Annotated in this window: 30 protein-coding genes; 12 read left to right on the plus strand and 18 right to left on the minus strand. The window is 39.5% G+C overall.

Features of this window, described 5'->3' with window-relative positions; translation table 11 throughout:
* The first annotated feature begins 140 nt into the window (after window positions 1-140).
* The 4 genes from LXF01_RS10010 (at window position 141) to LXF01_RS10025 (ending at window position 3275) form a co-directional block, all read left to right on the plus strand.
* The gene (locus tag LXF01_RS10010; RefSeq protein WP_233944255.1) at window positions 141-584 is read left to right on the plus strand and encodes an SMI1/KNR4 family protein; all 444 of its coding nucleotides are present in this window, start codon (window positions 141-143) and stop codon (window positions 582-584) included.
* 151 nt (window positions 585-735) lie between these two features.
* Entirely contained in the window at window positions 736-1080 is a 345-nt protein-coding gene (locus LXF01_RS10015; RefSeq protein ID WP_180094279.1) for a hypothetical protein, read from the plus strand.
* 146 nt (window positions 1081-1226) lie between these two features.
* Window positions 1227-1928 (plus strand): VIT1/CCC1 transporter family protein, encoded by a 702-nt coding sequence (locus tag LXF01_RS10020; protein ID WP_180010154.1) that lies wholly within the window; start codon window positions 1227-1229, stop codon window positions 1926-1928.
* 135 nt (window positions 1929-2063) lie between these two features.
* Window positions 2064-3275, plus strand: coding sequence for a YeeE/YedE family protein (locus LXF01_RS10025; protein ID WP_233944256.1), 1212 nt, complete (start codon window positions 2064-2066; stop codon window positions 3273-3275).
* 40 nt (window positions 3276-3315) lie between these two features.
* Here the strand turns inward: LXF01_RS10025 and LXF01_RS10030 are convergent, their stop codons facing one another.
* The 3 genes from LXF01_RS10030 to LXF01_RS10040 form a co-directional block, all read right to left on the minus strand.
* Window positions 3316-3837 carry a hypothetical protein gene (locus tag LXF01_RS10030; RefSeq protein WP_180155441.1) on the minus strand — a complete coding sequence of 174 codons (522 nt, stop codon included), beginning with the start codon at window positions 3835-3837 and terminating at the stop codon, window positions 3316-3318.
* A gap of 65 nt (window positions 3838-3902) precedes the next feature.
* The gene (locus tag LXF01_RS10035; RefSeq protein WP_180003828.1) at window positions 3903-4682 is read right to left on the minus strand and encodes a TIGR03915 family putative DNA repair protein; all 780 of its coding nucleotides are present in this window, start codon (window positions 4680-4682) and stop codon (window positions 3903-3905) included.
* Window positions 4683-4691: 9 nt separating this feature from the next.
* On the minus strand, window positions 4692-5951 hold the full coding sequence (locus LXF01_RS10040; protein ID WP_078193581.1) for a putative DNA modification/repair radical SAM protein: 1260 nt from the start codon (window positions 5949-5951) through the stop codon (window positions 4692-4694).
* A 214-nt stretch (window positions 5952-6165) separates the two neighbouring features.
* Between LXF01_RS10040 and LXF01_RS10045 the strand changes: the two genes are divergently transcribed.
* The gene (locus LXF01_RS10045) at window positions 6166-7209 is read left to right on the plus strand and encodes an NAD(P)H-dependent flavin oxidoreductase (RefSeq protein ID WP_180127893.1); all 1044 of its coding nucleotides are present in this window, start codon (window positions 6166-6168) and stop codon (window positions 7207-7209) included.
* A gap of 217 nt (window positions 7210-7426) precedes the next feature.
* On the opposite strand, the gene dusB is transcribed toward LXF01_RS10045, so the two are convergent.
* The gene (gene dusB, locus LXF01_RS10050; protein WP_267967535.1) at window positions 7427-8431 is read right to left on the minus strand and encodes a tRNA dihydrouridine synthase DusB; all 1005 of its coding nucleotides are present in this window, start codon (window positions 8429-8431) and stop codon (window positions 7427-7429) included.
* Window positions 8432-8906: 475 nt separating this feature from the next.
* On the opposite strand from dusB, the gene LXF01_RS10055 reads away from it, so the two are divergent.
* Both LXF01_RS10055 and LXF01_RS10060 read left to right on the plus strand, forming a co-directional pair.
* Window positions 8907-9281, plus strand: coding sequence for a hypothetical protein (locus LXF01_RS10055; protein WP_233944257.1), 375 nt, complete (start codon window positions 8907-8909; stop codon window positions 9279-9281).
* Between the two features lie 317 nt (window positions 9282-9598).
* Entirely contained in the window at window positions 9599-9769 is a 171-nt protein-coding gene (locus tag LXF01_RS10060) for a hypothetical protein (RefSeq protein ID WP_171262568.1), read from the plus strand.
* A 91-nt stretch (window positions 9770-9860) separates the two neighbouring features.
* On the opposite strand, the gene LXF01_RS10065 is transcribed toward LXF01_RS10060, so the two are convergent.
* Window positions 9861-10070: an acyl-CoA thioesterase gene (locus LXF01_RS10065; RefSeq protein ID WP_233944258.1), complete on the minus strand. Its 210-nt coding sequence runs from the start codon at window positions 10068-10070 to the stop codon at window positions 9861-9863.
* Between the two features lie 120 nt (window positions 10071-10190).
* Window positions 10191-10373: a hypothetical protein gene (locus LXF01_RS10070; protein ID WP_233944259.1), complete on the minus strand. Its 183-nt coding sequence runs from the start codon at window positions 10371-10373 to the stop codon at window positions 10191-10193.
* A 276-nt stretch (window positions 10374-10649) separates the two neighbouring features.
* Between LXF01_RS10070 and LXF01_RS10075 the strand changes: the two genes are divergently transcribed.
* From LXF01_RS10075 to LXF01_RS10085, 3 genes are all read left to right on the plus strand, one after another.
* The gene (locus tag LXF01_RS10075) at window positions 10650-11855 is read left to right on the plus strand and encodes a DUF1615 family protein (RefSeq protein WP_233944260.1); all 1206 of its coding nucleotides are present in this window, start codon (window positions 10650-10652) and stop codon (window positions 11853-11855) included.
* Complete coding sequence (locus tag LXF01_RS10080; protein WP_233944261.1) at window positions 11822-12451, plus strand: HAD-IB family hydrolase; 630 nt, start codon at window positions 11822-11824, stop codon at window positions 12449-12451. The genes LXF01_RS10075 and LXF01_RS10080 overlap by 34 nt, the downstream gene beginning before the upstream one ends.
* A gap of 176 nt (window positions 12452-12627) precedes the next feature.
* Complete coding sequence (locus LXF01_RS10085; protein ID WP_078188800.1) at window positions 12628-12831, plus strand: hypothetical protein; 204 nt, start codon at window positions 12628-12630, stop codon at window positions 12829-12831.
* Window positions 12832-12914: 83 nt separating this feature from the next.
* On the opposite strand, the gene LXF01_RS10090 is transcribed toward LXF01_RS10085, so the two are convergent.
* Entirely contained in the window at window positions 12915-14009 is a 1095-nt protein-coding gene (locus LXF01_RS10090; protein WP_180077741.1) for a fatty acid desaturase family protein, read from the minus strand.
* Window positions 14010-14021: 12 nt separating this feature from the next.
* Complete coding sequence (locus LXF01_RS10095; RefSeq protein WP_233944262.1) at window positions 14022-15089, minus strand: flavin reductase family protein; 1068 nt, start codon at window positions 15087-15089, stop codon at window positions 14022-14024.
* Between the two features lie 168 nt (window positions 15090-15257).
* Here LXF01_RS10095 and fabR point away from each other — a divergent pair, with 168 nt between their 5' ends.
* Complete coding sequence (gene fabR / locus LXF01_RS10100) at window positions 15258-15932, plus strand: HTH-type transcriptional repressor FabR (protein ID WP_372491111.1); 675 nt, start codon at window positions 15258-15260, stop codon at window positions 15930-15932.
* 62 nt (window positions 15933-15994) lie between these two features.
* Here the strand turns inward: fabR and LXF01_RS10105 are convergent, their stop codons facing one another.
* Complete coding sequence (locus LXF01_RS10105; RefSeq protein WP_233944263.1) at window positions 15995-16792, minus strand: alpha/beta fold hydrolase; 798 nt, start codon at window positions 16790-16792, stop codon at window positions 15995-15997.
* Between the two features lie 106 nt (window positions 16793-16898).
* Window positions 16899-17162, minus strand: a complete 264-nt coding sequence (locus LXF01_RS10110) for a PAAR domain-containing protein (RefSeq protein ID WP_078193592.1) — start codon at window positions 17160-17162, stop codon at window positions 16899-16901.
* Between the two features lie 511 nt (window positions 17163-17673).
* Here LXF01_RS10110 and LXF01_RS10115 point away from each other — a divergent pair.
* Complete coding sequence (locus LXF01_RS10115; RefSeq protein ID WP_233944264.1) at window positions 17674-18111, plus strand: hypothetical protein; 438 nt, start codon at window positions 17674-17676, stop codon at window positions 18109-18111.
* Window positions 18112-18221: 110 nt separating this feature from the next.
* On the opposite strand, the gene rapA is transcribed toward LXF01_RS10115, so the two are convergent.
* The 8 genes from rapA to LXF01_RS10155 all read right to left on the minus strand — a co-directional run bounded on the left by rapA (window position 18222) and on the right by LXF01_RS10155 (window position 26783).
* On the minus strand, window positions 18222-21059 hold the full coding sequence (gene rapA / locus LXF01_RS10120) for an RNA polymerase-associated protein RapA (RefSeq protein WP_180129460.1): 2838 nt from the start codon (window positions 21057-21059) through the stop codon (window positions 18222-18224).
* Window positions 21060-21200: 141 nt separating this feature from the next.
* Complete coding sequence (locus tag LXF01_RS10125; protein WP_180127883.1) at window positions 21201-21845, minus strand: RluA family pseudouridine synthase; 645 nt, start codon at window positions 21843-21845, stop codon at window positions 21201-21203.
* 133 nt (window positions 21846-21978) lie between these two features.
* A complete protein-coding gene (locus tag LXF01_RS10130; RefSeq protein ID WP_233944265.1) occupies window positions 21979-22683 on the minus strand; it encodes a phosphopantetheine-binding protein in 705 nt (234 codons plus the stop codon).
* Window positions 22684-22822: 139 nt separating this feature from the next.
* Window positions 22823-23116, minus strand: coding sequence for a hypothetical protein (locus LXF01_RS10135; protein ID WP_180155410.1), 294 nt, complete (start codon window positions 23114-23116; stop codon window positions 22823-22825).
* A 222-nt stretch (window positions 23117-23338) separates the two neighbouring features.
* On the minus strand, window positions 23339-23752 hold the full coding sequence (locus tag LXF01_RS10140; RefSeq protein WP_180155408.1) for a GlcG/HbpS family heme-binding protein: 414 nt from the start codon (window positions 23750-23752) through the stop codon (window positions 23339-23341).
* A gap of 103 nt (window positions 23753-23855) precedes the next feature.
* The gene (gene hemL / locus LXF01_RS10145; protein ID WP_180155407.1) at window positions 23856-25154 is read right to left on the minus strand and encodes a glutamate-1-semialdehyde 2,1-aminomutase; all 1299 of its coding nucleotides are present in this window, start codon (window positions 25152-25154) and stop codon (window positions 23856-23858) included.
* Between the two features lie 32 nt (window positions 25155-25186).
* Window positions 25187-25807: a thiamine phosphate synthase gene (thiE, locus tag LXF01_RS10150; RefSeq protein ID WP_078188828.1), complete on the minus strand. Its 621-nt coding sequence runs from the start codon at window positions 25805-25807 to the stop codon at window positions 25187-25189.
* A gap of 592 nt (window positions 25808-26399) precedes the next feature.
* The gene (locus tag LXF01_RS10155; RefSeq protein WP_180034739.1) at window positions 26400-26783 is read right to left on the minus strand and encodes a DUF962 domain-containing protein; all 384 of its coding nucleotides are present in this window, start codon (window positions 26781-26783) and stop codon (window positions 26400-26402) included.
* Window positions 26784-26931: the final 148 nt, after the last annotated feature.

Consider the following 26931-nt stretch of genomic DNA (forward strand, 5'->3'; position numbering starts at 1 on the left):
GCCTGCATTGATTGCAGGCTTTTTTATGGCCCGTATGTCCATAACTAAAACATCTAGGATAAAAATAACGAGTGTAAAAAATATTGACTAAAATTTACGCCTAGCTTATTCATAAAACACCAAAATCATTTAAGAACAATATGATGCCCTTTCCATTAGACTTAAAATTTATTACTGCAACTGAAGAACAATTAGGATTTAAGTTTCCAGAAAAATATAAAGCCAAAATGCAAATTGAAAATGGTGGCGAATTCGGCATTAGTTTTTCTAGCGCGGATGAATTTAAAGATGGTGATGACATCGAAGCATGGTGGCTTTTTCCCTTCCAAGACACCAGCGATGTGAAAAGAATAAAGCGTACAATGAATCATCTAGCCGCAGAACATCAATCCATCAGTGAAATTGAAGACTTCCCTGAAAACAGCATTGCTATTGCACATAACGGCGATGGCGATTATTTATTGATGCGTACGATAGACGATACACAATTGGGGGAAGAAATATATTTATGGCGCCATGAAGACAGTGAATTTATCTATCTACTTGTGACTTCAATTGAAGAATTATTTACTCAAAACCCTTAACGCCATAAGCAGATATAAAGCCTTTCAAACTACAAAATAAGCTGGATAAAATTACACTAAATCAACAATTTTTGATCAAATATCGAATATTTTTTCAGCTAATATAAATTCAGCCCATGCTACGGGCATAACAAAAAAAGGAAAGATCAAAATGAATAAATTACTTGTTGCTTTAGGTTTGGCTGCAACTGTTGCACTTGTTGGCTGTAATAAAGACAAAGCGCCAGAAACAGGTGCAACAACTGGTGAACACTTAGAAAACGCTGCTGACCAAGCAGGCCATGACATCGCTGATGCAACTTCAGATGCGGCAACTGCGACAGCTACTGCTGTTGATAATGCTGCAACTGCAACTGCGACAGCAGCCGAAAATGCTGCAGAAAATGCTGAAGCTGCTGCACACAATGCCAAAGAAGCAGCTAAAGACGCAACTGCTGCAACAGCAGGTGCTGTTGAACAAGGTGCAGCAAACGTGAAAGAAAAAGCGCAGCAATAAGCATTTTATAAAAAAAGCACCTTCGGGTGCTTTTTTTACATCTGTATTTTATTCAATTTACTGTTTCAATCTATTTTTAACTTGAAATTTAACTGATGTCAGGTCAATCTTATGAGGTCATATAAATAACAAACTTAGAGAAAATAATGTCTTACTCACATCATGCCGAAAAACATTTTATGGAACGTACAGGTTGGCTACGTGCATCTGTACTCGGTGCAAATGATGGCATTATTTCCGTTACTAGTTTAATTATGGGCATGGCTGCAAGTGGTGCTTCTAGCCATACCTTACTCATTACCTGCATTGCAGGACTCATCTCTGGTGCAACCTCTATGGCGGCGGGCGAATATATCTCTGTGAAATCTCAAGAAGACGTCGAAAAAGCAGATCTTCACATGGAGCATAAAGAACTACAAAAGAACCCTGAGCTAGAACTTAAAGAACTTACCCAAATTTATATTCAACGTGGTTTAGAGCCTACACTGGCCCATGAAGTCGCAGTCCAATTAACTGCACATGATGCACTTGAAGCCCACGCCCGAGATGAAATTGGAATCCATGACAATACAGCAGCAAAACCCGTTCAAGCAGCGCTATCATCGGCTTTAGCCTTTTCAATTGGTGCAATATTTCCGATGGTTGCGATCTTGATCAGTGCTGACATGCATATTGAAAAAACCGTTATGGCCGTTGGCGTGATTTCTCTAGCACTACTCGGTGCCTTAGCCAGTTATGCAGCAGGTACTTCTATGTTGAAAGGCAGTCTACGTGTTGCACTCTGGGGCATTGCAGCCATGTTATTTTCAAGTTGGATTGGTTCTTTATTTAATGTAAATCCAGTTTAATGTTTCTTTTATCAGTTTTACAAATATTGAAAATCGATTATTCACAGCAATGATTGTGTGAATTCTAAACAATATTAATTTTTACAATATATAAAAACCGTAAAATAGAAATACATTTTTTAAGCTTTTTTCTCCATGTCTGTTATTGCTGCGCCAGCCAATCGATCCAATGTATCGATTTGGGTGGCTTTTGTTTTATTAATTTTAGGCACCATTGGTGCTTATCTGGTTGTAGGCGTTAACCAAGCATTGCTATTTTTAATTGGCAGTGCTTTGGGTATGACGCTTTATCATGCGTCTTTTGGTTTCACCTCGAGTTGGCGTGCCTTTATTAAAGAGCGTCGTGGTCGTGGCTTGCGTGCACAAATGATCATGTTGGCTTTGGCTGTATTGCTCTTCTTCCCTGCTTTAGGTGCGGGTGAATTATTTGGCAACCCAGTCAAAGGTAACGTTAATCCTGTTTCAATGTCCGTGATGATCGGTGCCTTTATTTTTGGTATTGGTATGCAACTTGGCGGCGGCTGTGCATCAGGGACCCTGTACACTGTGGGCGCAGGTAGCGCACGTATGATTGTAACGCTGATCTTCTTCTGTATAGGTTCATTGATTGCAACTTCGCATATTCAATGGTGGTTTGACCTTCCCCACTTTGAGCCGATTTCTTTAGTCAAAAGCTTTGGTGTAGTCCCTGCACTGGCATTAAACTTTGTGCTCTTTATATTGATTGCCGCAGCAACAGTTTACTTTGAAAAGAAACGCCATGGTCAGCTTGAGGTTGAGCCGCAAGCAATGCAACACGGCTTGAAACGTTTTCTACGTGGACCATGGCCATTGGTTTGGGGCGGAATTATCCTAACTTTACTGAACTTTGCCACACTCGCACTTGCAGGCCGTCCTTGGGGCGTGACCTCTGCCTTAGCCGTTTGGGCCGCAAAATCAGCAAGTATCATGGGGATCGATGTTGCATCTTGGGCATATTGGCAGCAACCTGCAAATGCCAAAGCACTGACCGAATCATTATGGTTTGATATCACGTCGATGATGAATTTCGGCATCATGCTCGGTGCATTACTTGCAGCGAGCCTAGCAGGCAAATTTGCACCGAACTTTAATATTCCAAAACGTTCACTGCTAGCAGCTGTGATCGGTGGTTTGATGTTAGGTTATGGCGCACGTTTAGCATACGGCTGTAACATTGGAGCGTATTTCAGCGGTATTGCTTCAGGTAGTTTGCATGGTTGGTTATGGTTAGTATTTGCCTTCATTGGGAACGGTATCGGCGTCAAACTACGTCCAATCTTCTTCCCTGGCGAACGTCCACAACCTGAAAAACTTACAGGCTGCTAATTTCTGTGAAATAAAAAGCCCCTCAAATGAGGGGCTTTTTTTAATCTTTCAGTGCGCCTTTTAGATTACAACCATATTGCATGGTTTCTTGTGCCTGTTTGTATGTGGTATAGCGGTTGATAATAAAATCATAAAATTGGTCAGCATTCGCAAACACCTGACTCAAATCTTCGTTTGCGGCATTTGGCAGTTTAACGTCTTTCACCAAGGCCAAGTTCACATGTCCGAGATGATACATTTCAGAAAAATAATGATTCATTACTTCGCAATAGGCAATTTTGGAGCTTTTTAAAGCGGTATTAGCAACAAAATGCTGATTTAAAGTTTTTAAGTTCTGAACATCTAAAGCGGATTGATCTGAAAAAGCCATACTTTCTACTTTTTTTAGTTGACTAAAATCGGCTGCTAGAGTCTGATTTAATTGTTCAAAGCGTTGTTGTAATCCCGCTGTATCGGCAACTTGATAACTTTGCGGATTGAATGTTTTCTTTTCTTGTTCATTTGCAGAACACGCCGTTAATGCCATTGTCGTCAGAATGGTCGTAACAAGAAATAATTTCATCAAAGTCTCACTTAAACAATCAAAAGCGCAATCATTATGCCCGAAAATTGCTAGATGATTCGCACCTAAATCGCTTTTTCATTCATATAACGCCAATAACGACGTGGCACATACTGCACATGTAATTTCATATTACGTCGGGCTTCAATATTGACACTTCTAAAATAATCTTTCCAAAGCTGATCATACAAAACCTCATCATCATCCAGTTCGATATTAAAGGATTGACTATGGCCTGATTGTATTTGCCTATCTATGGTTGTGGCATCCATATCCACTTGATGCACCAGTTTTAAATCATAATAAATGCCATAATTGCGTTTTTCATCGTAAATCAGCCAACGTTGATCTTGATAGCGTGATTTAAAATGCCGTTCGATCAAAGGCAATACATTAAAGTCAGGTGAGACTAAACTGATAAACAAGCCATCCTGACATTTTTTAAAGCGCACAAAAGCTTCCATTCGGTGCTTTTCACGCCCCACTTGCTTCGCCCACTGACTCATCCCTAATACATCAGCATGACCATAGTTTTTAGACACATCACGCTGTTGCTGGAACACATAAATCGCAAAATTAAAACAATGCTGAAAAGCCTGCTGCTGCTCGGATAAAAACGCATAATAAAACTGCTTCAAAGCACTTTCAGATGCTTTGAGCTTTAATCCTTGCCATACTCGCTGTGCTTGTTCATCATGACTAGCTACATCAATGACTTCGGCGAAAAGACCTGCCTGCACTTGCCCATCTGTACAAATCTGAATGTCAAATTGCTTAAATTGAAAGGCCCGAAAAACACAGCTTAACAATCCTGTCATCGTGCCATCAAAGACATAAATACTCACGACTGTATCCTAAAAACCGAAGTTCAATTGTGGAGAAATTTGCTGCGTATATTTCGACTGGCCACTTTGCAAAATCTGCTGTCTTATTTGATGAGGCTGTTGTTCACGAATAAATTTAGGTGAATCTTCACAGCGTATAAAATGTTGTGCTCTGTTGTAGGAAATACCCATACGTTTTAATTGGTCGATATGAATTTTACCAAAACGTCGTGCTTGAACAATTTTTTTAGCAGAACGCACACCGATGCCCGGCACACGTAAGATCATTTGATATTCAGCACGATTGATATCCACGGGAAATTGCTCGGGATGACGCAGTGCCCACGCTAACTTAGGGTCAATATCCAATTCTAAATTTGGATGCTCTTCATCGACCAACTCTGTCGCTTCAAATCCATAAAAACGCATTAACCAATCACTTTGATACAGCCGATTTTCTCGTAATAAAGGTGGCGCAGACCCCACAGCTGGCAGCGCACGCTCCTCTTCATTAATGGGAATATAACCTGAGTAATACACACGCTTGAGCTTAAACTCTTTGTAATGACGGTCTGCCATCAGTATTACATCACGGTCAGACTCTTGATGTGCGCCCACCACCATTTGCGTCGTTTGTCCTGCGGGTACAAATTTAGGGACTGTACGTATTATTTTTCGTTCATCTTTGAATTGAATCAAACGATCTCGCACAATACCTAAGTCTTTTTGGACTTCGACATGACTTTTTTCAGGTGCAAATTTTTTTAAACCATCTTCTGTCGGCATTTCTAAATTAATGCTCATACGGTCAACATATAAACCTGCTTCGGTAATGATTTCCTGAGATGCCCCCGGAATAGTCTTCAGATGAATATAACCATTAAAATTTTCTTCTAAACGCAGTTTTTTTACCACCTGCAACATACGTTCCATGGTGTAATCCGCCGATTTAAAAATCCCCGAACTTAAAAATAGCCCCTCAATATAGTTCCGACGATAAAAATTCATAGTCAAATCGACCACTTCCTGTACCGTAAATGCTGCGCGCTTTACGTCGTTACTTCGACGGGACACACAATATGCGCAGTCAAAAATACAGACATTGGAAAATAGAATTTTTAATAACGAAACGCAGCGGCCATCTTCTGTATAGCTATGGCAAATACCGTTTCCAGTATTACCCAGACCTTTGTCTTTATTTTGGCGCTTACTACCACTCGAAGAACATGAGACATCATATTTGGCAGCATCGGCTAAAATTTGCAGTTTTTCACGGATACGTTCAGACATGGGAGAATTATAAAATTTAAAGTGAACACAGCATTATTTTAAAAGGATCCACCTCAAAAGTCGGGTCATACATCATTACTACGACACGAGGTGTCGCTTAATTTCAAGTACAACTTTCGTGTAAGCATAAGACCATTTTGATATGAAATAACGAATATTATTTGCTTAATTTCACTCGCTTGGGCAAAGTATTTAGAGTGATTGGAGTATGCACATGACTTTATTAGAAAAACTTGGCATCAAACACCCTATATTTCTTGCCCCAATGGCAGGTGTTTCTACACCTGAACTTGCTGCAGAAGTGTCAAATCAAGGTGGACTTGGTTCACTGGGTTTAGGTGCAAGCAGTGTTGAGAATGCACGTCAACAAATATTACAAACTCAAGAACTCACTGAACAACCTTTTCAGGTCAATTTTTTTTGTCATGACACAGTAGAACTCGATGAACAAGTTGCTGCCAAATGGATCATGCAATTTAAATCACGCTTTGCTCAATATAATGCAGAAGCTCCAGAAGCACTGAACTGTATTTATCCAAGCTTTAAAGATAATGACCATTTTCTAAACCTCTTACTGGAAACGCGCCCTAAAGCGGTAAGCTTCCATTTTGGTATTCCACATCCACATCAAATCCAAGCCTTGAAACAAGCGGGTATTTTGACTCTAGTTTCTGCAACCAACTTAGCAGAAGCTAAACTGATCGAAGCTGCAGGCATTGATATCGTGATTGCTCAAGGTATTGAAGCTGGTGGTCACCGTGGCATTTTCAATGAAAACTTTGATAGCAGCGTTAAGACACGTGACTTGGTTCAGCTCTTGAAACGCCATATTCAATGCCCCGTTGTTGCTGCTGGCGGCATTATGAATGGACATCAGGCCTATCAAATTATGGAGTTGGGTGCAGATGCTGTTCAATTGGGCACTGCTTTTGTGCAATGCAAAACATCAAATGCAAATGAAGCTTATCGCAAAGCATTATTTGATGCACCCATCACGCAGATTACATCAAGTATTTCAGGCCGCCCTGCTCGTGGCATTATCAATAACTGGCACACCGATATTGACACACCAACACGCCCGACCGTTCCGGCTTACCCATATAGCTATGATTTAGGCAAACAATTACATGCCGCTGCTAGCAAGCATGGTATACATGAATATGGTGCTTTTTGGGCGGGAACCAACGTCTCTCAAATACGTGAATTGGAAGCACCTGACTTGATCAATCAATTGGTTTTAGAAATGCGCTTTAACTAATACTTAGCTCAACGCGTCATTCAAACATGAATGCCTAAAAAAGCCCTCTAAAACGAGGGCTTTTTATATGTAATTTAGGCCATCATCGATGCACAATTCAAGAATTGTTTCAGATCATGTGAATCAAGTTAGTTAAATCTATTTCAAATAAATCCAGCTAATTTAAGTCGACCTACTTTGTATCGAATTGGACATATCTATTTCGTTTGGCTTTCAGTTACTTGGTTTCAAGCAAATTAACCTGATCAACTTGAACATCACTCATGATCTGACCATGATCAAGTAAGTGATTAAAATAGTTCTCGACGACTTTATATTGATCTACTGTAGATTCAACTTTATACATATTTTGGCGGAACTCATTACTAGAGCGTAAACCCTTGGTGTACCAAGCAATATGTTTGCGTGAAATTCGACAACCTGAATATTCACCATAAAAACCATATAATTCAGACAAATGTCCAAGCAATACGTCACGAACCTCCATAATACTTGGCGCCGCCATATGCTCACCTGTCGTCAGGTAATGTCCTATTTCACGGAATATCCATGGGCGACCTTGAGCTGCACGACCAATCATGACTGCATCGGCACCGGTATAATCCAATACATATTTAGCTTTTTCAGGTGTATCAATATCACCATTGGCAATCACAGGAATATTGATCAACGATTTCACATCTTTAATTAAGCTATAACGCGCCGTATTCAGATACATATCTTCACGTGTACGACCATGAAGTGCCAATGCAGCAATGCCAGCTTCTTCGGCGCGTTTCGCAACGCGCATAATGTTTTCATGACCATTGAGATAGCCCAAACGGGTTTTTAAGGTCACGGGCACATCAACTGCATCAACCACAGCATCTAAAATGCGAGCCACCAAGTCTTCATCTTTGAGCAGCGCGGAACCTGCCAATTTATTACAGACTTTCTTCGCCGGACATCCCATATTAATGTCGACAATTTGCGCACCATTTGCTACCTGATAGCGCGCAGCTTCAGCCAGCTCAGCTGGATCTGACCCTGCAATTTGAGCAGAAATAGGCGCTATTTCACCATCAAAATTGGCACGATAAAGACTCTTTTTACTCATGCGTAACGTCTTATCTGCCGTCATCATTTCACTGACAGCATGACCTGCGCCAAAATATTTGCAAAGTGTACGAAATGGGCGATCTGTAACCCCTGCCATAGGTGCCACCCACAGTTTTCTCTCGATGGGACGATCGAATAATTCTTGAATGACAGGATGTTGACTCAATGTTTTAACCTCTAGCTATATTTAGCAAATGATGCCTGAACCACATTCGAAATCTTCCAAGCCACTTTTACAATGCTAAATTCAAATCTATGTTCGCAAAATCAGTTGAGCGTAAAAACGTTTCATGGCAATGATTATGCAATTGAATGATGACAATGAATATCAACATTGCTCAACGATTGAATTGAGGAATTTGAAGCTTCGGAATTGGACGGCAAATTTGCAATGCGATAGTTTAGTAATTCCAAACAAAAATTTCTACGCTTTTGCTTAAGAGTCGTTGAAAGTTATGCATCTGCCATGTAGCTAACGTACTATCGATTCAACATCAGACTTTCTGCGTATCTGCCGATACTGGTGTTACTATACAGGGATACTGTTAAAATCATCGAAAACTTAAACCCTATAAATTCACATCAGTGAGTTGAACTTTATGAAAAAATTGAAAATTCTCTCTTTTATATTTTTCGCTACTTTTCTGACTGCCTGCCAACAACCGAATGACGAGGTGGCTGCAGCTGAAAGCCAAAACGCTGATTTAACAACGGAACAAGCGACTCAACAATTTGAGCAGTCAGATGCGCAAATCAGTCAATACCTTGATGTTTTAGATGCTCCAAGCACATCAATCAAGGAAAAAACCCAAGTCTTATGTCATGACTACCCTCATGAATATAAAACTAACTACATGCCTGCCATGCTCAAACTCGCAGCCAAAGACTATACTCAAGATAAAATGTTAAATGATTTGAAGATTGCACAGGACTATTACAAAGAAAAACTCAAAATTGCATGCCCTGCTGAATAACCTCCGTTTCATCATGGCGTCATAATTGTGCGATAAATTGTTATTAAGCGAAAAGTGTGTAAGTTTCGCTGTAATAACAACGTAAAATACACTTCCCGATTTATTCGGGTTTTTCTTTTTTTAAAGTCTTTAAAATATTAAACGATATTTGAATGACACATATTATTTTGTGATGGATTTCAAAATATTGATTTATTGTGATAAATTTTTTGTAAAAGTTCACAATCTAGACACATAACAACCTATTTTAATTACACTTTTATCATGATTAATACATTAAGTTGTTTTTTCAAAAAAAATAGACTGAAGATTGAATCATGAAAACTTTAAACAAAGTACTTTTCGCTACACTTATCTCTGCTGCTGCTGCAACTACATTTGCTGCTGAAGAACAAAAAGTTGAAGCTGCTGCATCTGAAGCTCAAACAACTGAAGTTGCTCAAGACGCAACTGAAGCGGCACCTGCTTCTGAAGCTGTTGCAAAATAATTGAGCAAAAATTTAAAAGCCCACAGATTGTGGGTTTTTAAATTCACAGACATTTTAAGTCTTTAGCAGCTTTCAATGAATTTGACTTCAATTATTTAAAATATAAACGTTGAATTTGACGTGCCCGCCGGTTTAAACCTAATACTTCTTTTCTTTGTAAAATGTCTTCTTCACTAAATCCCAAGCGCTGGATTAATTCAGACATAGCTAAATCTGCATGTTCGATCAACACGGCATCTTGTTCCGTTGACCAAATCACGTTTGAAACCGTTAATTTGTGCTGGCGTTTTAAATTTCTCATTTTCACAGTATAAAAGACTTTGGACACATCGACAAAAAAGCCCACACGATGTGAGCTTTTTGCAAAGACTGTGTATTCATCATCTATTGGATTGAAAAATAGATTTACTGAACGATGATGTTAAAGATTTTCATCCTTCGTGATCATCACTGAGGTTAAAATTGGAATGGCAAAACAAGGTAGTAAGAGTAAGATCCAATATTCCACCATCGGTTTAGCCACAACAAAGTTAATAAAGATTGCCCCCAATACCATAACGAACGCAATCAAACCCAAGAATCGACTGAAAAATTTAGCTGGCATAATAATCCCCTTAAAAAATTATGGATTTCAGCTAGTATATACCTTCATTTTTTATAATCTGTTGAAAATGATATTGGAATATTCATCTATTTAGCTCAAAAAGCATTCTTTTTCCAATCATCCTAACCAAACTGCTTGTTTTTACACGCGTAGATCTCCATAAATAGATTGACAGTCCCCTATGTGGCATATACATATTTATTCATTACTTATGTATTTTGCATAGTATACTGCTCCTGCTTTGTCGCCCCCATATGGCTGAGTTTATTGGAAAATATGAACAAAACTTTTTCGACCACATTATGCTTTAAATCCCTTTCTGTACTGGCTTTATCCATTGGCTTAGCTGCCTGTGGTAATGGTTCATGGTGGAGCAAAGATGAACCCACTATGGAAGCAGAACAGATTAAAAAAGCCATTCCACCTCGCGTGAATGAACGTCTTTCATGGGCCAATGATATCTATGACATTAGTGATCAGCTCGGTATTCCGACCACGAAAGAAAATGTCTGTACGATTGTTGCTGTGGTCGATCAAGAGTCCAATTTTGTTGCTGACCCACATGTGCCAGGACTCGGTGAAAAAGCCGTCAAAGAAGTTCAAGATCGTCTTGAAGAAAAGTTTAAAGATAAATTGGGTGATGGCATCGGTGGTACAGTCGCTGGCTATTTCCAAGATGTGTTAAAAAATCAGCCGAGTCCGGAAGATAACTATCTGAGCCAAATGCGCCGTGTTCAAACTGAACGTGAGCTAGACGAGCTGTATCGTGAAATTTTTGACTATATGTCTAAACATTATCACGTGAGTGCATTAACAGGCGCGGCGAAACTGGTCGGACAGGATATTGGTGAAAAGCTCAACCCAATTACCACTTTGGGGTCGATGCAAGTCCATATAGGCTATGCCAAAGACCACAAACGCCAAGGTGGAAATATTGCTGCACTACGCACAGACATGTATAGCCAATATGGCGGTTTGTATTATGGCATTCACCGTTTAATGATGTATCCAGCTGAATACAACAAACCGATTTATCGTTTTGCAGATTATAACTCGGGTCGTTATTCGAGTCGTAATGCGGCATTCCAAAGCATGTTAAATGACTTAACCCCTGCTGAGCTCGGCTTAGATGGTGACCTCTTACTTTATAATAAAGATGGTTCTCCACGTTCAGCAAAAAGCCAGTCTGAAACCGCGCTGATTGCCGTTTTTGCAGAAAACAATGTGATCGCGACGCCACGTCAAATTCGTTCAGATCTTAAAAAAGAAAAAGATCAGGACTTTGAAGATACTTTGACGTATAAAGCGGTCAAAAAGTTGTACCAAGAAAAGACCGGAAAAGAACCATTTTATGCCATGATGCCTGAAGTCGTAATTTCTGGGCCGAAATTAAGCCGTGATTACAATACCAATTGGTTTGCCACACGAGTCGATGGACGTTATCAAACATGCATGCGCCGCATCAAAAACCTAAAACTCTAGCCTTATTTGATTTTGACGGAACCCTGTGTAATAAAGACAGTTTTACAGGGTTCATCTTCTATTCTCTGCTTAAAAGGCATATCGTGCGCCAAGGGATTAAAATTCTCCCTTGGATTCAAGGCTATTATCTCAAGCTATATCCTGCACATGCAATGCGTCCTCGCCTATATGCCGCAATGTTTAGCCAAGCCAATCATGAGCAGGTTTTAAATCAAGCAGCGCAATATGCTGAACATTTGATGGCAGAACTCAATCCTTCACTGTATGAACAATTACAGCAACACCAAAAACGCGGTCATGAAGTCGTATTGGTTTCTGCATCCGTCGATTTATATCTTAAACCTGTGGCCAAAAAGCTTGGGGTCAAACTGATTTGTACCGAAACAGCAGCCAATGACCAAATACTGACTGGTTTGTATCAAACCTTAGACTGTAGTGGCGAGCAAAAGAAAATTCGCGTTTTGGAGCAATTTAACCTTCAAGACTATGAGCATGTTTATGCCTATGGAAATAGCGATGAAGACCTCGCTATGTTTGAATTGGCCACCCACCATTTCATGAATGGAAAGGATAAACGCCTACCTGAACTCGACTAAAGTCGAGTGATTTAGTTTGTTTTATTAATCAAAGTTAACAATCACAATCTTAAATTTAAGTCGCTCTAATATATGACTAAATTTTGAAAATTCTGCTTTTATTTTGACTTTATAGTGTGCTATTTTTCTCATTAATTATAAATAATGCGGTCAAATATTAAAAGCGGGAAAAGAATATGAATCAATTCAATCCACCGAAATATGTCAAAGGCCTCCATATTAAATTTGGCGAAAATCCATTTGTACTCCTTGCTCAATTTGCCTTCTCAGCCACTCGCCAGATGTGGACGAAAGAAGAAATTGAATTGGTCATTCGTATGGCTAAAAAAGGAAATTATATGAATTTGATTAAGATCCTCAAATTACATATCAAAAAGTAAAATAGATATTTCCCCAAAGTTAATATAAAAAAGCCATGCAATTGCATGGCTTTTTTGATCCAGTAACTCAAGCGTAGCTTTTATTACTTTTTAAATGGAAACGCATATTTCACAATACGTTTTAGTACACTGCCGTACTGTTTCACTAAGCTTGCGTTGTTATAGTTCAAACCATATTTTTCACATACGGCCTGTACTTTTGGCGCCATTTTACGATAACGACGCGCAGGAACATCTGGGTATAAATGGTGTTCGATCTGATGGCTTAAATGCCCTGTCAAAATGTGAAATGCTTCTGAACCAGTAAGGTTTGAAGAACCACGGATTTGACGCATGTACCAATGTCCACGGCTTTCATTTTCAAGTACTTTTTTCGGGAAAACTTCAACATCTTTGGTAAAGTGACCACAGAAAATAATACTAAATGTCCAAATATTACGAAGACCATTCGCAACGAGGTTCCCTGTGAACACAGGTAATGCTGCCGGCCCTGCAATAAGCGGGAAGAACACATAGTCTTTAAATAATTGCTTGCCGATTTTGGCTTGCATTGGCTTCCATTCTTCTTTGGTCTGCTGTTTTGTTTTGCGACCTTTAAAGTATTTACCCAATTCAAGGTTTTGAATGGCAACCCCCCATTGGAACAATAAGCAAAATGGAATGCTATAAATCGGTTGTAATAGATAGCCCGGCTTCCAACGCTGTTCTGGGAATAAACGAACGAGACCATAACCAATATCATCATCCATACCTTTAATGTTGGTATAGGTATGATGTTTAAAATTGTGAGTTTGGCGCCAGTTATCTGCAGTACCCACGATATCCCATTCATAAGTCTGACCATTGAATTTAGGATCATTCATCCAGTCATATTGACCATGCATGACATTATGACCTAATTCCATGTTTTCCATGATTTTGGCAAAACCTAAAAGACCTGTGCCTAAAATCCACGCTGGCGGAAACCAACCTGCAAACAATAATGCACGACCTGCCATAGATGAATATCGAATAGTCGAATACACACGACGAATGTATTTCGCATCCTTTTCACCTAAGTCATCTAAAACTTCTTGCTTAATCGCGTCAAGCTCACGCGCAAGTTCATCTAATTGCGATTGGGTTAACTCACGGTTTTTAGGATTTTTAAAATATTCAATTTTTACAGGCATGTTCATATTTTTTCTACCTTATAAATCAATAACGAGATCTGACTGTGCTGAGTTCACACAAATTTTGAGTAAATTACCCGGTTCTGTATTTTGGCTACCATTGACCATATTTTTAGTCGAACCTTCAACTTTGTTGCAGGCACATTTATTACAAATGCCCATACGGCAACCGTGGTTTGGTTTGATATTTTGCTGTTCAAGACTGGCTAGAATTGATTGGCCTTTTGGAATACTGACGGTTTTATTGGATTGCGTAAGCGTGACATTCACAAAACCAATGTCATCCGTTGCAATTGGACTCATGCTAAATGCTTCACTCATAAAGCATTGTGCATGATCAAATAACGCTTCGGCCTGAGTGACGAAACCCGATGGACCACATGCAAACACAGTACTGTGCTCAATGTTGTCAAATTGAGCAGCGTGAGCGGCATTTAATCGTGGATCGGGAACATCTTCTTGGGTAAAGAAAATTTGAAATTTAAAGTTTGGATATTGATTTGCCAAAGCTTCGAAGCGTAATTTGAATGCGGCATCATCGTGATACTTAACCCAATACATTAACTGAATTGGTTGCTCCGCAATTTGCTTGGTTTTGCTCATCGCTTTCAACAAACTCAACATTGGCGTAATACCACTACCCGCAGCCAATAGTAGCAACGGCGCAGAATTTGACACCAAAGTCATATCACCAAAAGGCTGACCAAATTCTAAGATGTTACCCACTTGTGCTTGTTCTACGAGCCAAGTACTCACGATACCCGTATTCACTTTTTTTACGCTAAGCAATACGTGTTGATCATCCAACTGAGTCAAACTATAAGTACGTTCGTAACGGATACCATTTACGCAAGCAAAAACAGGATGATGCTGACCAGCTTCGCCAATTTTAAATAAACGGTTCACCTGTATGGTTAGGCTGACCATCTCATTTGCTGCATTTTCTTTTTGTACAATTTTGCCGAGAGCCTGATTACCAGACCATAACGGATTAAATTTCTGCAACCAGAAATTTACCGCATTGACGTCTACAACACTGTCTTTGAGTGCGTTTAAAGGCTTTTTCGCTTTTTCGAGTACATGCATAATCAAATACAACTCATGGGAGGTTTTTAATTATTATACACATGTATATATATTTGTATATACGATTGTACATTTAATCGACATTTTCACAAAAGCTATTAGCAGACGCTATAATATGTTAATGTTTTTAATCTATTAAAAAATATGACTCAGTCTGCACAGACGAATATGGTTAACATGTACCAGGAAGAATTACATTCTGAAGCTGAAACTCCACTTGCAGTTCGCACTGTAGGTCGTAAAGCAACAATTACCAAGGAAGAACTGTTTCAGGCAGCGCTTAATTTAATTGGTCCACAAAAAAGTATTTCATCACTGAGTTTGCGTGAAGTTGCACGTGAAGCTGGCATTGCTCCAAATAGTTTTTATCGTCACTTCAAAGATATTGATGAATTAGCCATTGAGTTGATTGATCGAGCTGGTGGTGTGTTACGTCAAATTTTGCATGAAGCACGCCTTCAGGCATCACGCCAAAGCAGTATTATTCGTAGTTCAGTTGAAGTATTTATTCAGCAGCTAGATGCCGATGAAGGCAACTTAAGCCTTTTACTTCGTGAAGGCTATACTGGTTCGCATTCCTATAAAAATGCAGTTGAGCGTCAACTTAACTATTTCCAACAAGAATTAAGAGAAGATTTAATCGTCCTAGAACGTTTAAATCAAAGCAAGTTGGCTCATCCTGACATCGTGGCACGTGGTATTACCCAATTGGTGTTTAACATGGGTGCAAAAGTCATTGATCTACCGACAGAACAACGCAAAGAAGTTGCCGAACAAACCATGATTATGATTCGTATGATCCTGGAAGGCGCTCGCCATTTAGACGAAGCACAGATTCGCTAAAAGTTAACGGTCAAAAAAAGGAGACGTTCAGGTCTCCTTTTTTATGAGCAAAATTTATTTTTCTAATGCTGTAAGTACTGCATGACGTGTAGCGCTGTCTGTTTCGGCTGCTCAAGTGGAAACATGTGCCCACCTTCAACTACACTATAATCTATACCATAGGTTTTCTTCATTCCGTCAGGCAAACCTTGTTTATAAAAATGGCTGTTATCTGCGGTGATAAGGTGTACAGGCATTTGAGGGGCTTTTCGTGGAGTACGCCACCACCATGCAGGTACTGTACGGAAAATTTGCGCTTCCACGGCTTTTGGAATGCTGAGGGTCACGCCACCGCGTTTTTCATCAGTGCGAACACCTTGTGCAAAATAATCCTCAAAACATTGCGGATCAAAACTTTTAAATAAACGATTATTCCGTAGTGCCGTATAGGCTTCATCCAAATTTGGCCAATGGTCATTACGCTTCAATGTAATTGCCGCTGGGGTAATTTTATCCACAGCTTTGAGCTTTAATTTTTGCATACCTTCAAAAATGGCAGACTTAGGACCGATTACGAAAGGTGGATCCATAATAATCAGTTGTGAAAACAAATCTGGACGTTTATAAGCCGCCATAAGAGTGACTAAAGAACCAAAAGAATGTCCAAGCCCAATCACTTTTTGTTTTGGAAATTGGTGCTCGATATCTGCGATGACTTGTTCGACCAAATATCGCCAATCTTTGGTGATCGGATAGCGCTCATCCATACCAATAAGCGGAATCGCCTTCACATCAAATTGCGGTGCAAAGTAGGATAAAAACTTTCGATAACTTGCAGCAGGAATACCATTGGCATGGGTAAAATGGATCGCGCTTTTCATCTAAAACTCATCCAATCAACTGATGATGCCACATCATAAAGAGATCTATACGATTTAAACAGGACTCAATGAGTTTATCTATATGACCCCAAAGTCAGTTTGCAGATTATTTTTGTGAACCGACCATTGATTGATTCGGTAAAAATGTTGCGCCACAAGTGGTTTTATCTCCAGCAACCACAACACCTCGCCCCTTTACCGTTGTACTTTGATCTGCCGCGATCGCAGCCACAGTCGAATTACATTTCGGGCAATAATGTTTCATGCCGTTTAAATGCACCGCAATACCATTAATCACAAATGAAGGTTCACATTCTGAAACCACACCACCGTGTGACGTTTTACTACCTAAGGTAATTAAGGATTTCATATTTTTATTTTCTTCTAACGAACTGCTGAAATTTGAAGCATTTTAACGGAACTACCCACAACTCGCTAGCATCGACGTATAAATTTAACCAAGCCAAAACTTTACTTAACTAAATCATCAAAAAACGACATTAAGGCAGTTCGTGATCAATCATTTGAACATGATGTTATCGCTATATGTCCAAATACATTTAATCATTTCACTTTCATAATTCAATCGACATCAATCACGACAGCTTATGTCGCGATGCCGATTCTTTTACTAATCAAAGCATGTATATTGAGTCTAGCAATGACCATGAAGCAAAGCGCCCCATTTTACAATTTCAGTATTTAACTGAGCTTCGAATCAGAAAATGGTGCTTTTCTACGCCATGATTAACTTAAGAACATTCTTAGACTAAACACATTATTCAAAACTATTTTTATAAATTTTAGATTCCAAACGTAGCACCATTTCATTTTATAACGCAGATAAATAAAGCATAACCATTCTATTTTCAGGAGGTTTTATGATTTTAATAAATGACTTTGATTTAACCCAACCACAAAAAGTCATCGTGTTAGACCATACACTAGATGAAACAACCCTATTAACAGAAATACTGGCCTTGTGTAAGACTGCAGACCCAGAGCTCATCGTGGCGGAAAGCAAAGAGGCTGATTTAGTTCTACGCTTATTACCTGAAATACATGATTATTGTGGTGCCATTGCCTTAAAACAGCCGCTATGTAATGACATCGACTTTGATTTACTTAGTGTTCATTATGTAACACGCAGCCAAGCAGACCGCTGTACGATCCAAATTCAGTTAGCAAAAAATCATCCAAAGTGTACAAAGCTCGATGGCATATTTTATATGTTGGATGAACATGAAGATTTTAATCAAGCTGTAGAATTGCTGAAAAATAGTTACTTTTTTTATGCCGATGTCGACAATTTATATTAAAAATAAACAATACAAAACCTAGACTTAGCTTAGATCTGTAGTAAGTGATTTTGCAGCTATAAATATAGCCATAAAAAAGCACCCGAAGGTGCTTTTTTGAAAATTTAAAATTATGGCTTAACCACTACCATAATTTGAATCGCTTCTGGTGTAACCGCCAGACCATCAAGCAGTGTTAAACCTTCTTTTTGCAGTTTTTGTAAACGTGCAATTTCATCTTCACGAATACTTGGGTTGAACTGCTTCAAATAAGTCAAGCGGTCAATTTCATATTGCCATTTGCTACCATAGATTTCTTTGGCTTGTTGTTTAAAGCCCGGTAATGCACCACGAGCAATTTCAAGCGCTTGCGTATAACGCTGTTCAATGACATCACGACGCGCCTTAACCACTTGGCGGCAACTGTTACCATCAAGATGATGTAAATAAGGACGTAAAATTTCAGGTGCAATTTTTTGCGATAAATCCTGACCTTTTTCACTCAGTAATACACGAACCAACTGTTGTGGCAAACTTGACGGCAAATTCAATGCTTTTGGTGCAACCACATCGACTTTAAACCACACTTCCATTAACACAGAACCTTGTGGTAAAGCTGCTGATTTCAATACAGCAACGTTGGTACTACCAAAGCTTTGTGTATTAATCATTTCCATCACACTTTCAGTGAATGGATGCTCAAGTGTTAAATACTGAGCATCTTCACGAATCTGTGCTTGGTCACGATAGAACGTCGCCGTCATGCCTTCTTCGTCCAAAGTTAGACCTTGAACTTGCATTTGATCCGTTGGCTTGATGATCACAGTACCATTACTTTGCTCATCAAAATCAATGTTTGTAGACGCCATGAAGCGCTTCATAAACATTGGCAAGGTTGTATTGTCGTCGTAGTCTTCAAGTGCAGTCACAATTTCTTGCGCTACAATTGGACGGCAAGAGTTGTACTCAAGTAAACGGTCACGACCTTCTTGAAGTTCAGCTTCAAGTGCTTCACGTTGTACACTCACCGCTTCGAGCAAATCTTCAAACTCTTGGCCTTTATCTGCCAACAAACAATCTTTCAGATTGACGATAAAGTTTTCTTGTAAGGTTTGCGCAGTCGGCGAGATATTACAGAAAATATTTAATGCTTCGTTATACCAACGGAACATACGCTCTTGAGCAGTACCAACCAGATAAGGTACATGAATTTGAATACGATTTTCTTGACCAATACGGTCTAAACGACCAATACGTTGTTCAAGTACGTCTGGGTTAGCAGGTAAGTCGAATAACACTAGGTCAGATGCAAACTGGAAGTTACGACCTTCAGAACCAATTTCTGAACATAGTAAAATTTGCGCACCGTATGACTCTTCAGCAAAGTAAGCTGCTGCTTGGTCACGCTCTAATAAGCTCATGCCTTCATGGAACATCGCAGTGCGAATACCCGCATGCAAACGAAGTGCATTTTCTAAAGACTCAACCACTGGACCACTACGTGCAATCAATAACACTTTTTTGTGTTTCAGGTCTGTACGCAGACGTTCCATCAACCACATCACACGTGGGTCTGTTTCCATCCACGAGCCATCAATCTGCGCTTCTTCAGGCCACATTTGTTCACGTAGCTTGCCATCTTTAGACCAGTTTTCTGGTGCAGGTAATGGCGCAGGCTGACAGTCACGACCTGGGAAGCCTTGAATCGCTTCACGTGTATTACGGAATAAAATACGGCCTGTACCATGACGGTCTAATAATTCGTGAATGGCACGGAAGCGTTGTTCTGGCTCGTCAGTAATTCGATGACCTAATAGGCTTTCAATCGCTGCCAAATGCCCTTCTTCGAGTGGTAGATCAGACATGAGTACTTCAGCAATTTTAGCTGTTTGGTGATACTGCTCTTCTTCATCCAAGAAACGATCTAGCGAACTAAAACGCTGTGGATCGAGCAGACGCAAACGCGCAAAGTGACTTTCCACACCTAATTGTTCAGGCGTTGCGGTTAATAACAAGACACCCGGCGTTTTTTCAGCAAGTTCTTCAACAAGGTCATAACGGTCATTGCCGCCTTCTTCTTCTGACCACATTAAATGATGAGCTTCATCGACTACGAGCAAATCAAACCCAGCTTCAAGGGCTTGTTCACGCAAGTCATCATGGTCGATCATCAAATCGACACTCGCAATGATGCATTGTTCTGTTAAGAATGGGTTGAGATCTGGATCGTGTTCTTTAATTGATGCTGTACGTGTCAGATCAAATAATGAGAACTCAAGATTGAAACGACGACGCATTTCAATCATCCATTGATATTGCAATGAATCAGGTACTAAGACCAAGATACGTTCTGAACGACCCGTTTTGAGTTGCTGATGAATAATCAGACCTGCTTCGATGGTTTTACCAAGACCCACTTCATCAGCAAGTAATACACGAGGAGCAAAACGTTTACCCACTTCATGCGCAATATACAGTTGGTGTGGAATGAGACCCACACGTGAACCTACCAAGCCACGTAGAGGGCTAGACTTCATATTGGCTTGAAGAAGCAGTGCTTCGATACGCAGGTCATACCATTCTTTATAGTCCACTTGGCTTGCAAGCAAACGATCTAATGGTTTTGCTAACTGAATACTTGCACCAATACGTGTTTCATTCAGTGCTTTACGCTCTTCTGTGCCATCGGCAAGTTTACGTACCGCGTTATAACGAACCACACCACCACGGTCTTCAAGAGATTCAACAATCCAAATTTGACCTTCTTGATCTTGGACTTCGTCATTTACATTGAAAACAATACGAGATAAAGGTGCATTGTGACGGGCATAGACACGAGTTTCATCACTTTTCGGGAATAAAATGCTGACCGATCGCTCATCAACATCAATAAGAACACCTAAACCCAGTTCCGTTTCTGTATCTGATAACCAACGTTGACCAATAGCAAACTGCTGCAATTTTTCCACCTTTTTCTCAAGTTCGGTCTGAAAATATTATGCTCAAACTGTGAACGTTATTTGAGCAAAAATCTAGACCATAAAGCAATATATTTTGACATAAAGCCCACTAAATAGTGAGCAGAATTCTTAGGAATTTAAATGATTTTCCTAAAATGGTACAGGACAGTGAAATTCCACTGTTTGCTCTGTTTCAGGATGGTTAAAGCTCAAACGCTCAGCATGTAAACATAAGCGCGGCATCAGCTGTTGTTGTTCAAGTGTTGCATACAAAGTATCTCCAACAATAGGATGACCTAAATATTGCATATGAACGCGAAGCTGATGTGATCGACCGGTAATAGGAGTTAAAACTACACGTGTTACGGCTTGCCCCTGAATCTCAAAATGTTCAGTGGCTTTCCAATGCGTAAGCGCAGGCTTATTGTGTGCAGGATCGGCAATATGCAGTGGCGGATGTTCTGGGTCATATATGACCGGTACATCGACAGTACCTTCACCTTCGAGCGTACCCGCAACCAATGCCTGATATGTTTTTGAAGTTTGACGTTCTTGGAACTGGCGTGAAATTCGATTTTGCCCTTGACGGGTTAATGCAAAAACCAAAATACCTGAGGTATCACGATCCAAACGATGGATGAGCAAAGTATTCGGCTCAATTTGTAATAATCGATTGATAACACAGTCTTGTAAATCTGCTGTTTTTCCCGGAACTGTGAGTAAACCTGCTGGTTTATGGATCACCATAAAGTCAGTGTCACGATGTATCAGGTGTTCGGTTAGAAAATTACTCAAAGTTCAATCCAGTTCTGATCTCGAAAAACAAGGCGGCAATAATAAAAAGCTTAGCCAACAATTACAATGCACAAAGGCATATTTCCCGACGTATTTTCCGATTTAGAACAAAAATAATTCCAATTGGCTTTGTTTAGTCTGTACTGAGCAATTTTTCTAACAATGCTTTTAAACTCGCATCAACTAAAAAGTCTTCATAACGAATGTTTGCACCATTGGCACGCCACAACCCAATTAAGCTGACCATGGCAACGGAATCGAGTCCATAACTACGTAAATCGATTAAGGGATCTATTTCCAATGCATCCATATCTAACTGCTCTGCGATAGCCAATAATATGCCTTTGGCTGACAAAACGAATTCCGTTGGCGCTGACAGATTCCAAAGCCGCATCAAATTATAACTACTCATATGATGAATCCCTTGGCCTGACATGGAGTCCACCCACTGAATATGCTGTTCCTGATTATTCAGCACAATTGCGTCATCAACAATACAGATTTGCTCTGTTACGCTGTATAGATGCGGCAAGATCTGTTTCAGCATAGGCGTGATTTGCCCTGCAAAGATGAGCTGAGGGTGTATGGTTGCATATTCCCCGAGCTGCTGCATGCCTTGAAGTAAATCATCCCCATATAAATCGACAATGGGAATCTCTAAAGCTTTGGCTTTATTGGTCAGTTGGATCAAATTTTCCATCAACTGCGTATCTTGTATGCCCTGCTGCATGCGTAGATTTTGTAAACCATCCAGCACCAATACCGACTGTGTTGATGACAGCTGCCATTTCGCTTGAGATGGTGCAAATTGGATTTTTTTGGGCATTGGGTACAGCATGGGAGATGAGTCAACTAATTATTAATAAATTAAATTTATGCTAGCGTAGATACACAAAAGTAATAAGTTCTTTGCTATTTACCTATGTAAACATAAACATTTCGTACAATCTTCATTATATTAAATGGATTTAATTTTGCTAAGCCTTATATTCTTTAAATGCTTGAAGCATTTCCTCTTTCTTTTCTTTAGAGGCATCTAGATATGAGTAAAATCTTTCATAATCTGTTCCAAATTGGCTACTTTCAATTCTTTTTGCCAAGCCATCAATAAAACTTTTTCCTTGAGTCTGATACTGCTGAATCGCTTGTTCATCTAGGCAGATAGTTTTCTCCCAAGAAATTGCACTTATATTTATAAAAACATTGAGATATATATTTTCGCTATCCTCATATAGTTCCCAAAAATAAGGTTCTATTTCTATTAGCTGCATTCTACTAGTATTCCTAAACTTTTAATTATTTTTACAATTAACATAATAAACGTTATACGAAACTCTTAAAATTTTAATATAAGTATCAACAACTTAACTAAATCCACTCCAATAAACAGTGCACTGGAACGGTTTTTTTGTGATTATTCATGTTCGACGCATCATTGGCTATGAAACTATGAATTTTCAATATAGCTAAACTTAAAAATCTCTAAGTAAGTTTTATACTTGCGCCAAAAACTTCTCAATCGCCTGCTGTGCAATTTCTGCATCCTGAAAAGACTTTACGCCAGACACGCCCATCGCACCCACCAACTGCCCTTCGTACAAAATCGGCTCACCGCCTTCCAACATACCATTAAACGTCTGCATGGTTAAGAAACCCATCTGCCCGCCTTTTATCAAGTCTTCAAATAATTTAGATGGGCGCTTACTGATGGCTGAACATTTGGCTTTTTCTAAGCATAGATTTGCTGTCATTGGCGATGCGCCATCCATACGTTTCATTGCCAACAAATTACCTGTCTCATCCGTAACCGCAATGCTGACATAAAAACCATTTTCTACTGCATAAGTATGTGCTGTGTTTAGTAAAAATTCTGCATCTGCCAAAGTTAAATAATGCTTGGTTTTCATTTAAAAATCCTTTTCTTAAAAAACTGAACTTAAAACAACAAAAAAAGCCCACAGCAGGCTGCGGGCTTTATTCTAAAGCAGAAATTACCAATTTAAATGAAAATTACTTCATTTCAGCAAAAACTTCTTTCGCCATTTCAATGGTAAATGCAATATCTTCATCGCTATGTGCGCTTGAGAAGAAACCGGCTTCAAATGCAGACGGTGCAAGGTTAACACCACGTGTCAGCATGCCATGGAAGAAAGTGCGAAACGCATCTACATCACATTTCAAAATTGAATCAAAACCAGTGATTTCAGTTTGATCTGTAAAGTAAATACCAAACATACCGCCCACTTGCTGAGTAAAGAACGGAATGCCCGCTTCGTCTGCAGCAGCTTGTAAACCAGCAAGCAAACCTGCCAATTTTTCAGTCAAAGTTTCATAGAAGCCCGGCTTACGCAGATGTTTAAACATCTCAATACCGGCACGCATAGCCAATGGGTTACCAGACAATGTACCTGCTTGATACACCTTGCCCAGTGGTGCGATGCATTCCATCACTTCGCGTTTACCGCCAAATGCACCAACTGGCAGGCCTGCACCAATGATCTTGCCTAATGTGGTCAAGTCAGGCGTAACGCCATAATGCGCTTGCGCACCGCCAAGACCGACACGGAAACCTGTCATTACTTCATCAATGATAAAGACCGAACCATGCTCATCGCATACATCGCGAATTGTTTGCAAGAAACCATCAATCGGTTTCACCAAGTTCATGTTGCCTGCTACAGGTTCTACAATCACACCTGCAATTTCTGAACCGAATTTTGCAAAGCATTCTTTCAGCATCGCAATATCGTTATACGGCAGTGTTAAAGTGTGTTTTGCAAAATCAGCCGGAACACCTGCAGAAGTCGCTTCACCTTCACCCTTGGTCAATAAGCCAGAACCTGCTTTCACTAAAAGCGAATCTGAATGGCCATGGTAGCAGCCTTCGAATTTTACAATCTTGTCACGGCCGGTGTAGCCACGAGCAAGACGGATGGCGGTCATAGTCGCTTCAGTCCCTGAGTTGGTCATACGAACCAATTCAATAGACGGCATAATTTCGCAAATAATATCCGCCAAAGTCGTTTCATGAACGGTTGGCGCACCAAAACTCAAACCATCAACAGCCGCTTCTTGAACCGCTTTAATAATGTCGGGCTGCGCATGACCTAAAATCATTGGCCCCCAAGAGCCGACATAGTCGACATAGCGTTTTCCGTCTACGTCATAGAGATATGCGCCTTGCGCTTTTTCGATAAATACCGGTGTACCGCCTACACCATTAAATGCGCGTACAGGAGAGTTTACGCCGCCAGGAATATGCTTGCTGGCTTGTTTAAATAATTGTTCTTGCTTAGCAGATAAGCTCATAAAAATTCTCTACTTATTCAATCTAAAAAAAATTAAGCTTGTTCAGCAAAAAGCTCAGACCATTCATAAACACGACTGCTAACAGCAGACATTGAACGACCTAATACATCACTAATCACAGCACAAAGATCAGCACCTGCTTCAATGACTTCTGCTGAATTTTCTACAGTTAAACCACCAATTGCACAAATAGGTACATTTAGTTTCGCTTTGGCTTGTTTTAGCGTTTCTAAGCCAATATTGCCTGCTTCAGGCTTAGTTTCAGTTGCAAAAATGGCACCAAAAGCCACATAGTTTGCACCGTCTGCAATTGCCTGCTCAGCCAGTTCTAAAGAGTTATTGCAGCTTCGACCGATCAAAACATTTTTAGGTAAGCGTGCTACAGCTTCAGCAATTGAACCGTCATCTTGCCCTAAATGGACACCCACACCATATTGAACTGCAGTTTCGAGATCATCATTAATGACAAAAGGCACTTTGTACTGATTACACATATTTTTCATGTACTCAATTTCATAAGCCTGATCTTCCTTTGCCACTTTTTTACGACGATATTGCAAAACAGCAACTTCATAAGTTGCCATCGCGCCTTCAAGCTTGGCTAAAAGCAATTCGATAGGATCATCATTGGTAATGAGGTATAAACCACGCATAGTTCAATCACAACTTAAAACTTTTGAATATTATAACGATTAGGTCTGTGAAATGTTGCTTGGGGCATAAAATTTTAATGCTTTGCTGCTGAGAAAGTTATATTCCTTTTCACAGGACTACTTATATAAATGTTTAATTAAATTTTCTGTAGAAAATGGCAAAAAATACCTATTTTCAGGTATAGAACAAAACTGATACAAATTATTTAATAGTGCACCAGAAGAACTCAAAACTCAGCGCATAAAAACACAACACTTTTATAAAAATAAAAATGTGTAACCTATTAGACTTTTTGGTGCTTGGTAAGAAGCGTTTTGGGGAGCGTTCAGAGCATCAAAAAGTCTAACCTATTTTATAAAAGTTTTTATTGTTATATATTTCAAACAATAGACTTTTCTAAGGCCATAAAAAAAGCCTAGAGAAGGTCACTCTAGGCTCGGAAAACTGGGGTTTATAGACTATTCATGTTTTAGATAAGAATTAAATAAACAATATGAACATTATTAGACTAATCACTCTAATTTTGCAAGTCATTTACTCAAAAAAATCACACCCATATCCATAAAAATTAAGCGTTTGATTAATAAACAATTAACTATCAATCTTATCTAAATTACGGTGTTTTAAGCTTAAGTTCCCCTTCACAATATCAGACAGCATGCGCCAATCGGAAATAAAACTGTACAAAGGTTGCTTGAAACTAGCTGGCTTATTTTTTTCAAAGAAAAAATGTCCGACCCATGCACAGGCATAGCCTGAAACTAGACCATAAGCAAAATACTTCGGTTGTCTTTTTAGAATTGCTTTTGCGAAGAAATAGAGGCCTATACTGCTGCCGGTGGCATGTAAACGTCGACTCATGATATTTCGATGTTCAGTCAAATAAAACCGATAAAATTGCGAATAGTCACGAATAGGTAACTGAAATTCGGGCTTTAAATCTCGATTAAACTCGGGTTGTACTTGTGAATTCATGTTGTGCTCATCCTGAACTTATTTTAATCAACATAGCTCAAAACTCACCCACTTTAAAGGCGTAAAATTTTATTTTGTTCCAATGAAAATTGAACTATTGTGAATTATACAATGGATGGAATATCCATCTTTTAAAACTTTTCTTTGG

Source organism: Acinetobacter sp. SH20PTE14 (assembly GCF_021391555.1).
Lineage (GTDB): Bacteria > Pseudomonadota > Gammaproteobacteria > Pseudomonadales > Moraxellaceae > Acinetobacter > Acinetobacter amyesii.

What these genes read in the sequence shown, in the direction of transcription:
- LXF01_RS10010 (WP_233944255.1), top strand. Translation starts at nt 141, where the DNA reads ATGATGCCCTTTCCATTAGACTTAAAATTTATTACTGCAACTGAAGAA.
- LXF01_RS10015 (WP_180094279.1), top strand. Translation starts at nt 736, where the DNA reads ATGAATAAATTACTTGTTGCTTTAGGTTTGGCTGCAACTGTTGCACTT.
- LXF01_RS10020 (WP_180010154.1), top strand. Translation starts at nt 1,227, where the DNA reads ATGTCTTACTCACATCATGCCGAAAAACATTTTATGGAACGTACAGGT.
- LXF01_RS10025 (WP_233944256.1), top strand. Translation starts at nt 2,064, where the DNA reads ATGTCTGTTATTGCTGCGCCAGCCAATCGATCCAATGTATCGATTTGG.
- LXF01_RS10030 (WP_180155441.1), bottom strand. Translation starts at nt 3,837, where the DNA reads ATGAAATTATTTCTTGTTACGACCATTCTGACGACAATGGCATTAACG.
- LXF01_RS10040 (WP_078193581.1), bottom strand. Translation starts at nt 5,951, where the DNA reads ATGTCTGAACGTATCCGTGAAAAACTGCAAATTTTAGCCGATGCTGCC.
- LXF01_RS10045 (WP_180127893.1), top strand. Translation starts at nt 6,166, where the DNA reads ATGACTTTATTAGAAAAACTTGGCATCAAACACCCTATATTTCTTGCC.
- LXF01_RS10055 (WP_233944257.1), top strand. Translation starts at nt 8,907, where the DNA reads ATGAAAAAATTGAAAATTCTCTCTTTTATATTTTTCGCTACTTTTCTG.
- LXF01_RS10060 (WP_171262568.1), top strand. Translation starts at nt 9,599, where the DNA reads ATGAAAACTTTAAACAAAGTACTTTTCGCTACACTTATCTCTGCTGCT.
- LXF01_RS10065 (WP_233944258.1), bottom strand. Translation starts at nt 10,070, where the DNA reads ATGAGAAATTTAAAACGCCAGCACAAATTAACGGTTTCAAACGTGATT.
- LXF01_RS10070 (WP_233944259.1), bottom strand. Translation starts at nt 10,373, where the DNA reads ATGCCAGCTAAATTTTTCAGTCGATTCTTGGGTTTGATTGCGTTCGTT.
- LXF01_RS10075 (WP_233944260.1), top strand. Translation starts at nt 10,650, where the DNA reads ATGAACAAAACTTTTTCGACCACATTATGCTTTAAATCCCTTTCTGTA.
- LXF01_RS10080 (WP_233944261.1), top strand. Translation starts at nt 11,822, where the DNA reads ATGCATGCGCCGCATCAAAAACCTAAAACTCTAGCCTTATTTGATTTT.
- LXF01_RS10085 (WP_078188800.1), top strand. Translation starts at nt 12,628, where the DNA reads ATGAATCAATTCAATCCACCGAAATATGTCAAAGGCCTCCATATTAAA.
- LXF01_RS10090 (WP_180077741.1), bottom strand. Translation starts at nt 14,009, where the DNA reads ATGAACATGCCTGTAAAAATTGAATATTTTAAAAATCCTAAAAACCGT.
- LXF01_RS10095 (WP_233944262.1), bottom strand. Translation starts at nt 15,089, where the DNA reads ATGCATGTACTCGAAAAAGCGAAAAAGCCTTTAAACGCACTCAAAGAC.
- fabR (WP_372491111.1), top strand. Translation starts at nt 15,258, where the DNA reads ATGGTTAACATGTACCAGGAAGAATTACATTCTGAAGCTGAAACTCCA.
- LXF01_RS10105 (WP_233944263.1), bottom strand. Translation starts at nt 16,792, where the DNA reads ATGAAAAGCGCGATCCATTTTACCCATGCCAATGGTATTCCTGCTGCA.
- LXF01_RS10110 (WP_078193592.1), bottom strand. Translation starts at nt 17,162, where the DNA reads ATGAAATCCTTAATTACCTTAGGTAGTAAAACGTCACACGGTGGTGTG.
- LXF01_RS10115 (WP_233944264.1), top strand. Translation starts at nt 17,674, where the DNA reads ATGATTTTAATAAATGACTTTGATTTAACCCAACCACAAAAAGTCATC.
- LXF01_RS10130 (WP_233944265.1), bottom strand. Translation starts at nt 22,683, where the DNA reads ATGCTGTACCCAATGCCCAAAAAAATCCAATTTGCACCATCTCAAGCG.
- LXF01_RS10135 (WP_180155410.1), bottom strand. Translation starts at nt 23,116, where the DNA reads ATGCAGCTAATAGAAATAGAACCTTATTTTTGGGAACTATATGAGGAT.
- LXF01_RS10140 (WP_180155408.1), bottom strand. Translation starts at nt 23,752, where the DNA reads ATGAAAACCAAGCATTATTTAACTTTGGCAGATGCAGAATTTTTACTA.
- hemL (WP_180155407.1), bottom strand. Translation starts at nt 25,154, where the DNA reads ATGAGCTTATCTGCTAAGCAAGAACAATTATTTAAACAAGCCAGCAAG.
- thiE (WP_078188828.1), bottom strand. Translation starts at nt 25,807, where the DNA reads ATGCGTGGTTTATACCTCATTACCAATGATGATCCTATCGAATTGCTT.
- LXF01_RS10155 (WP_180034739.1), bottom strand. Translation starts at nt 26,783, where the DNA reads ATGAATTCACAAGTACAACCCGAGTTTAATCGAGATTTAAAGCCCGAA.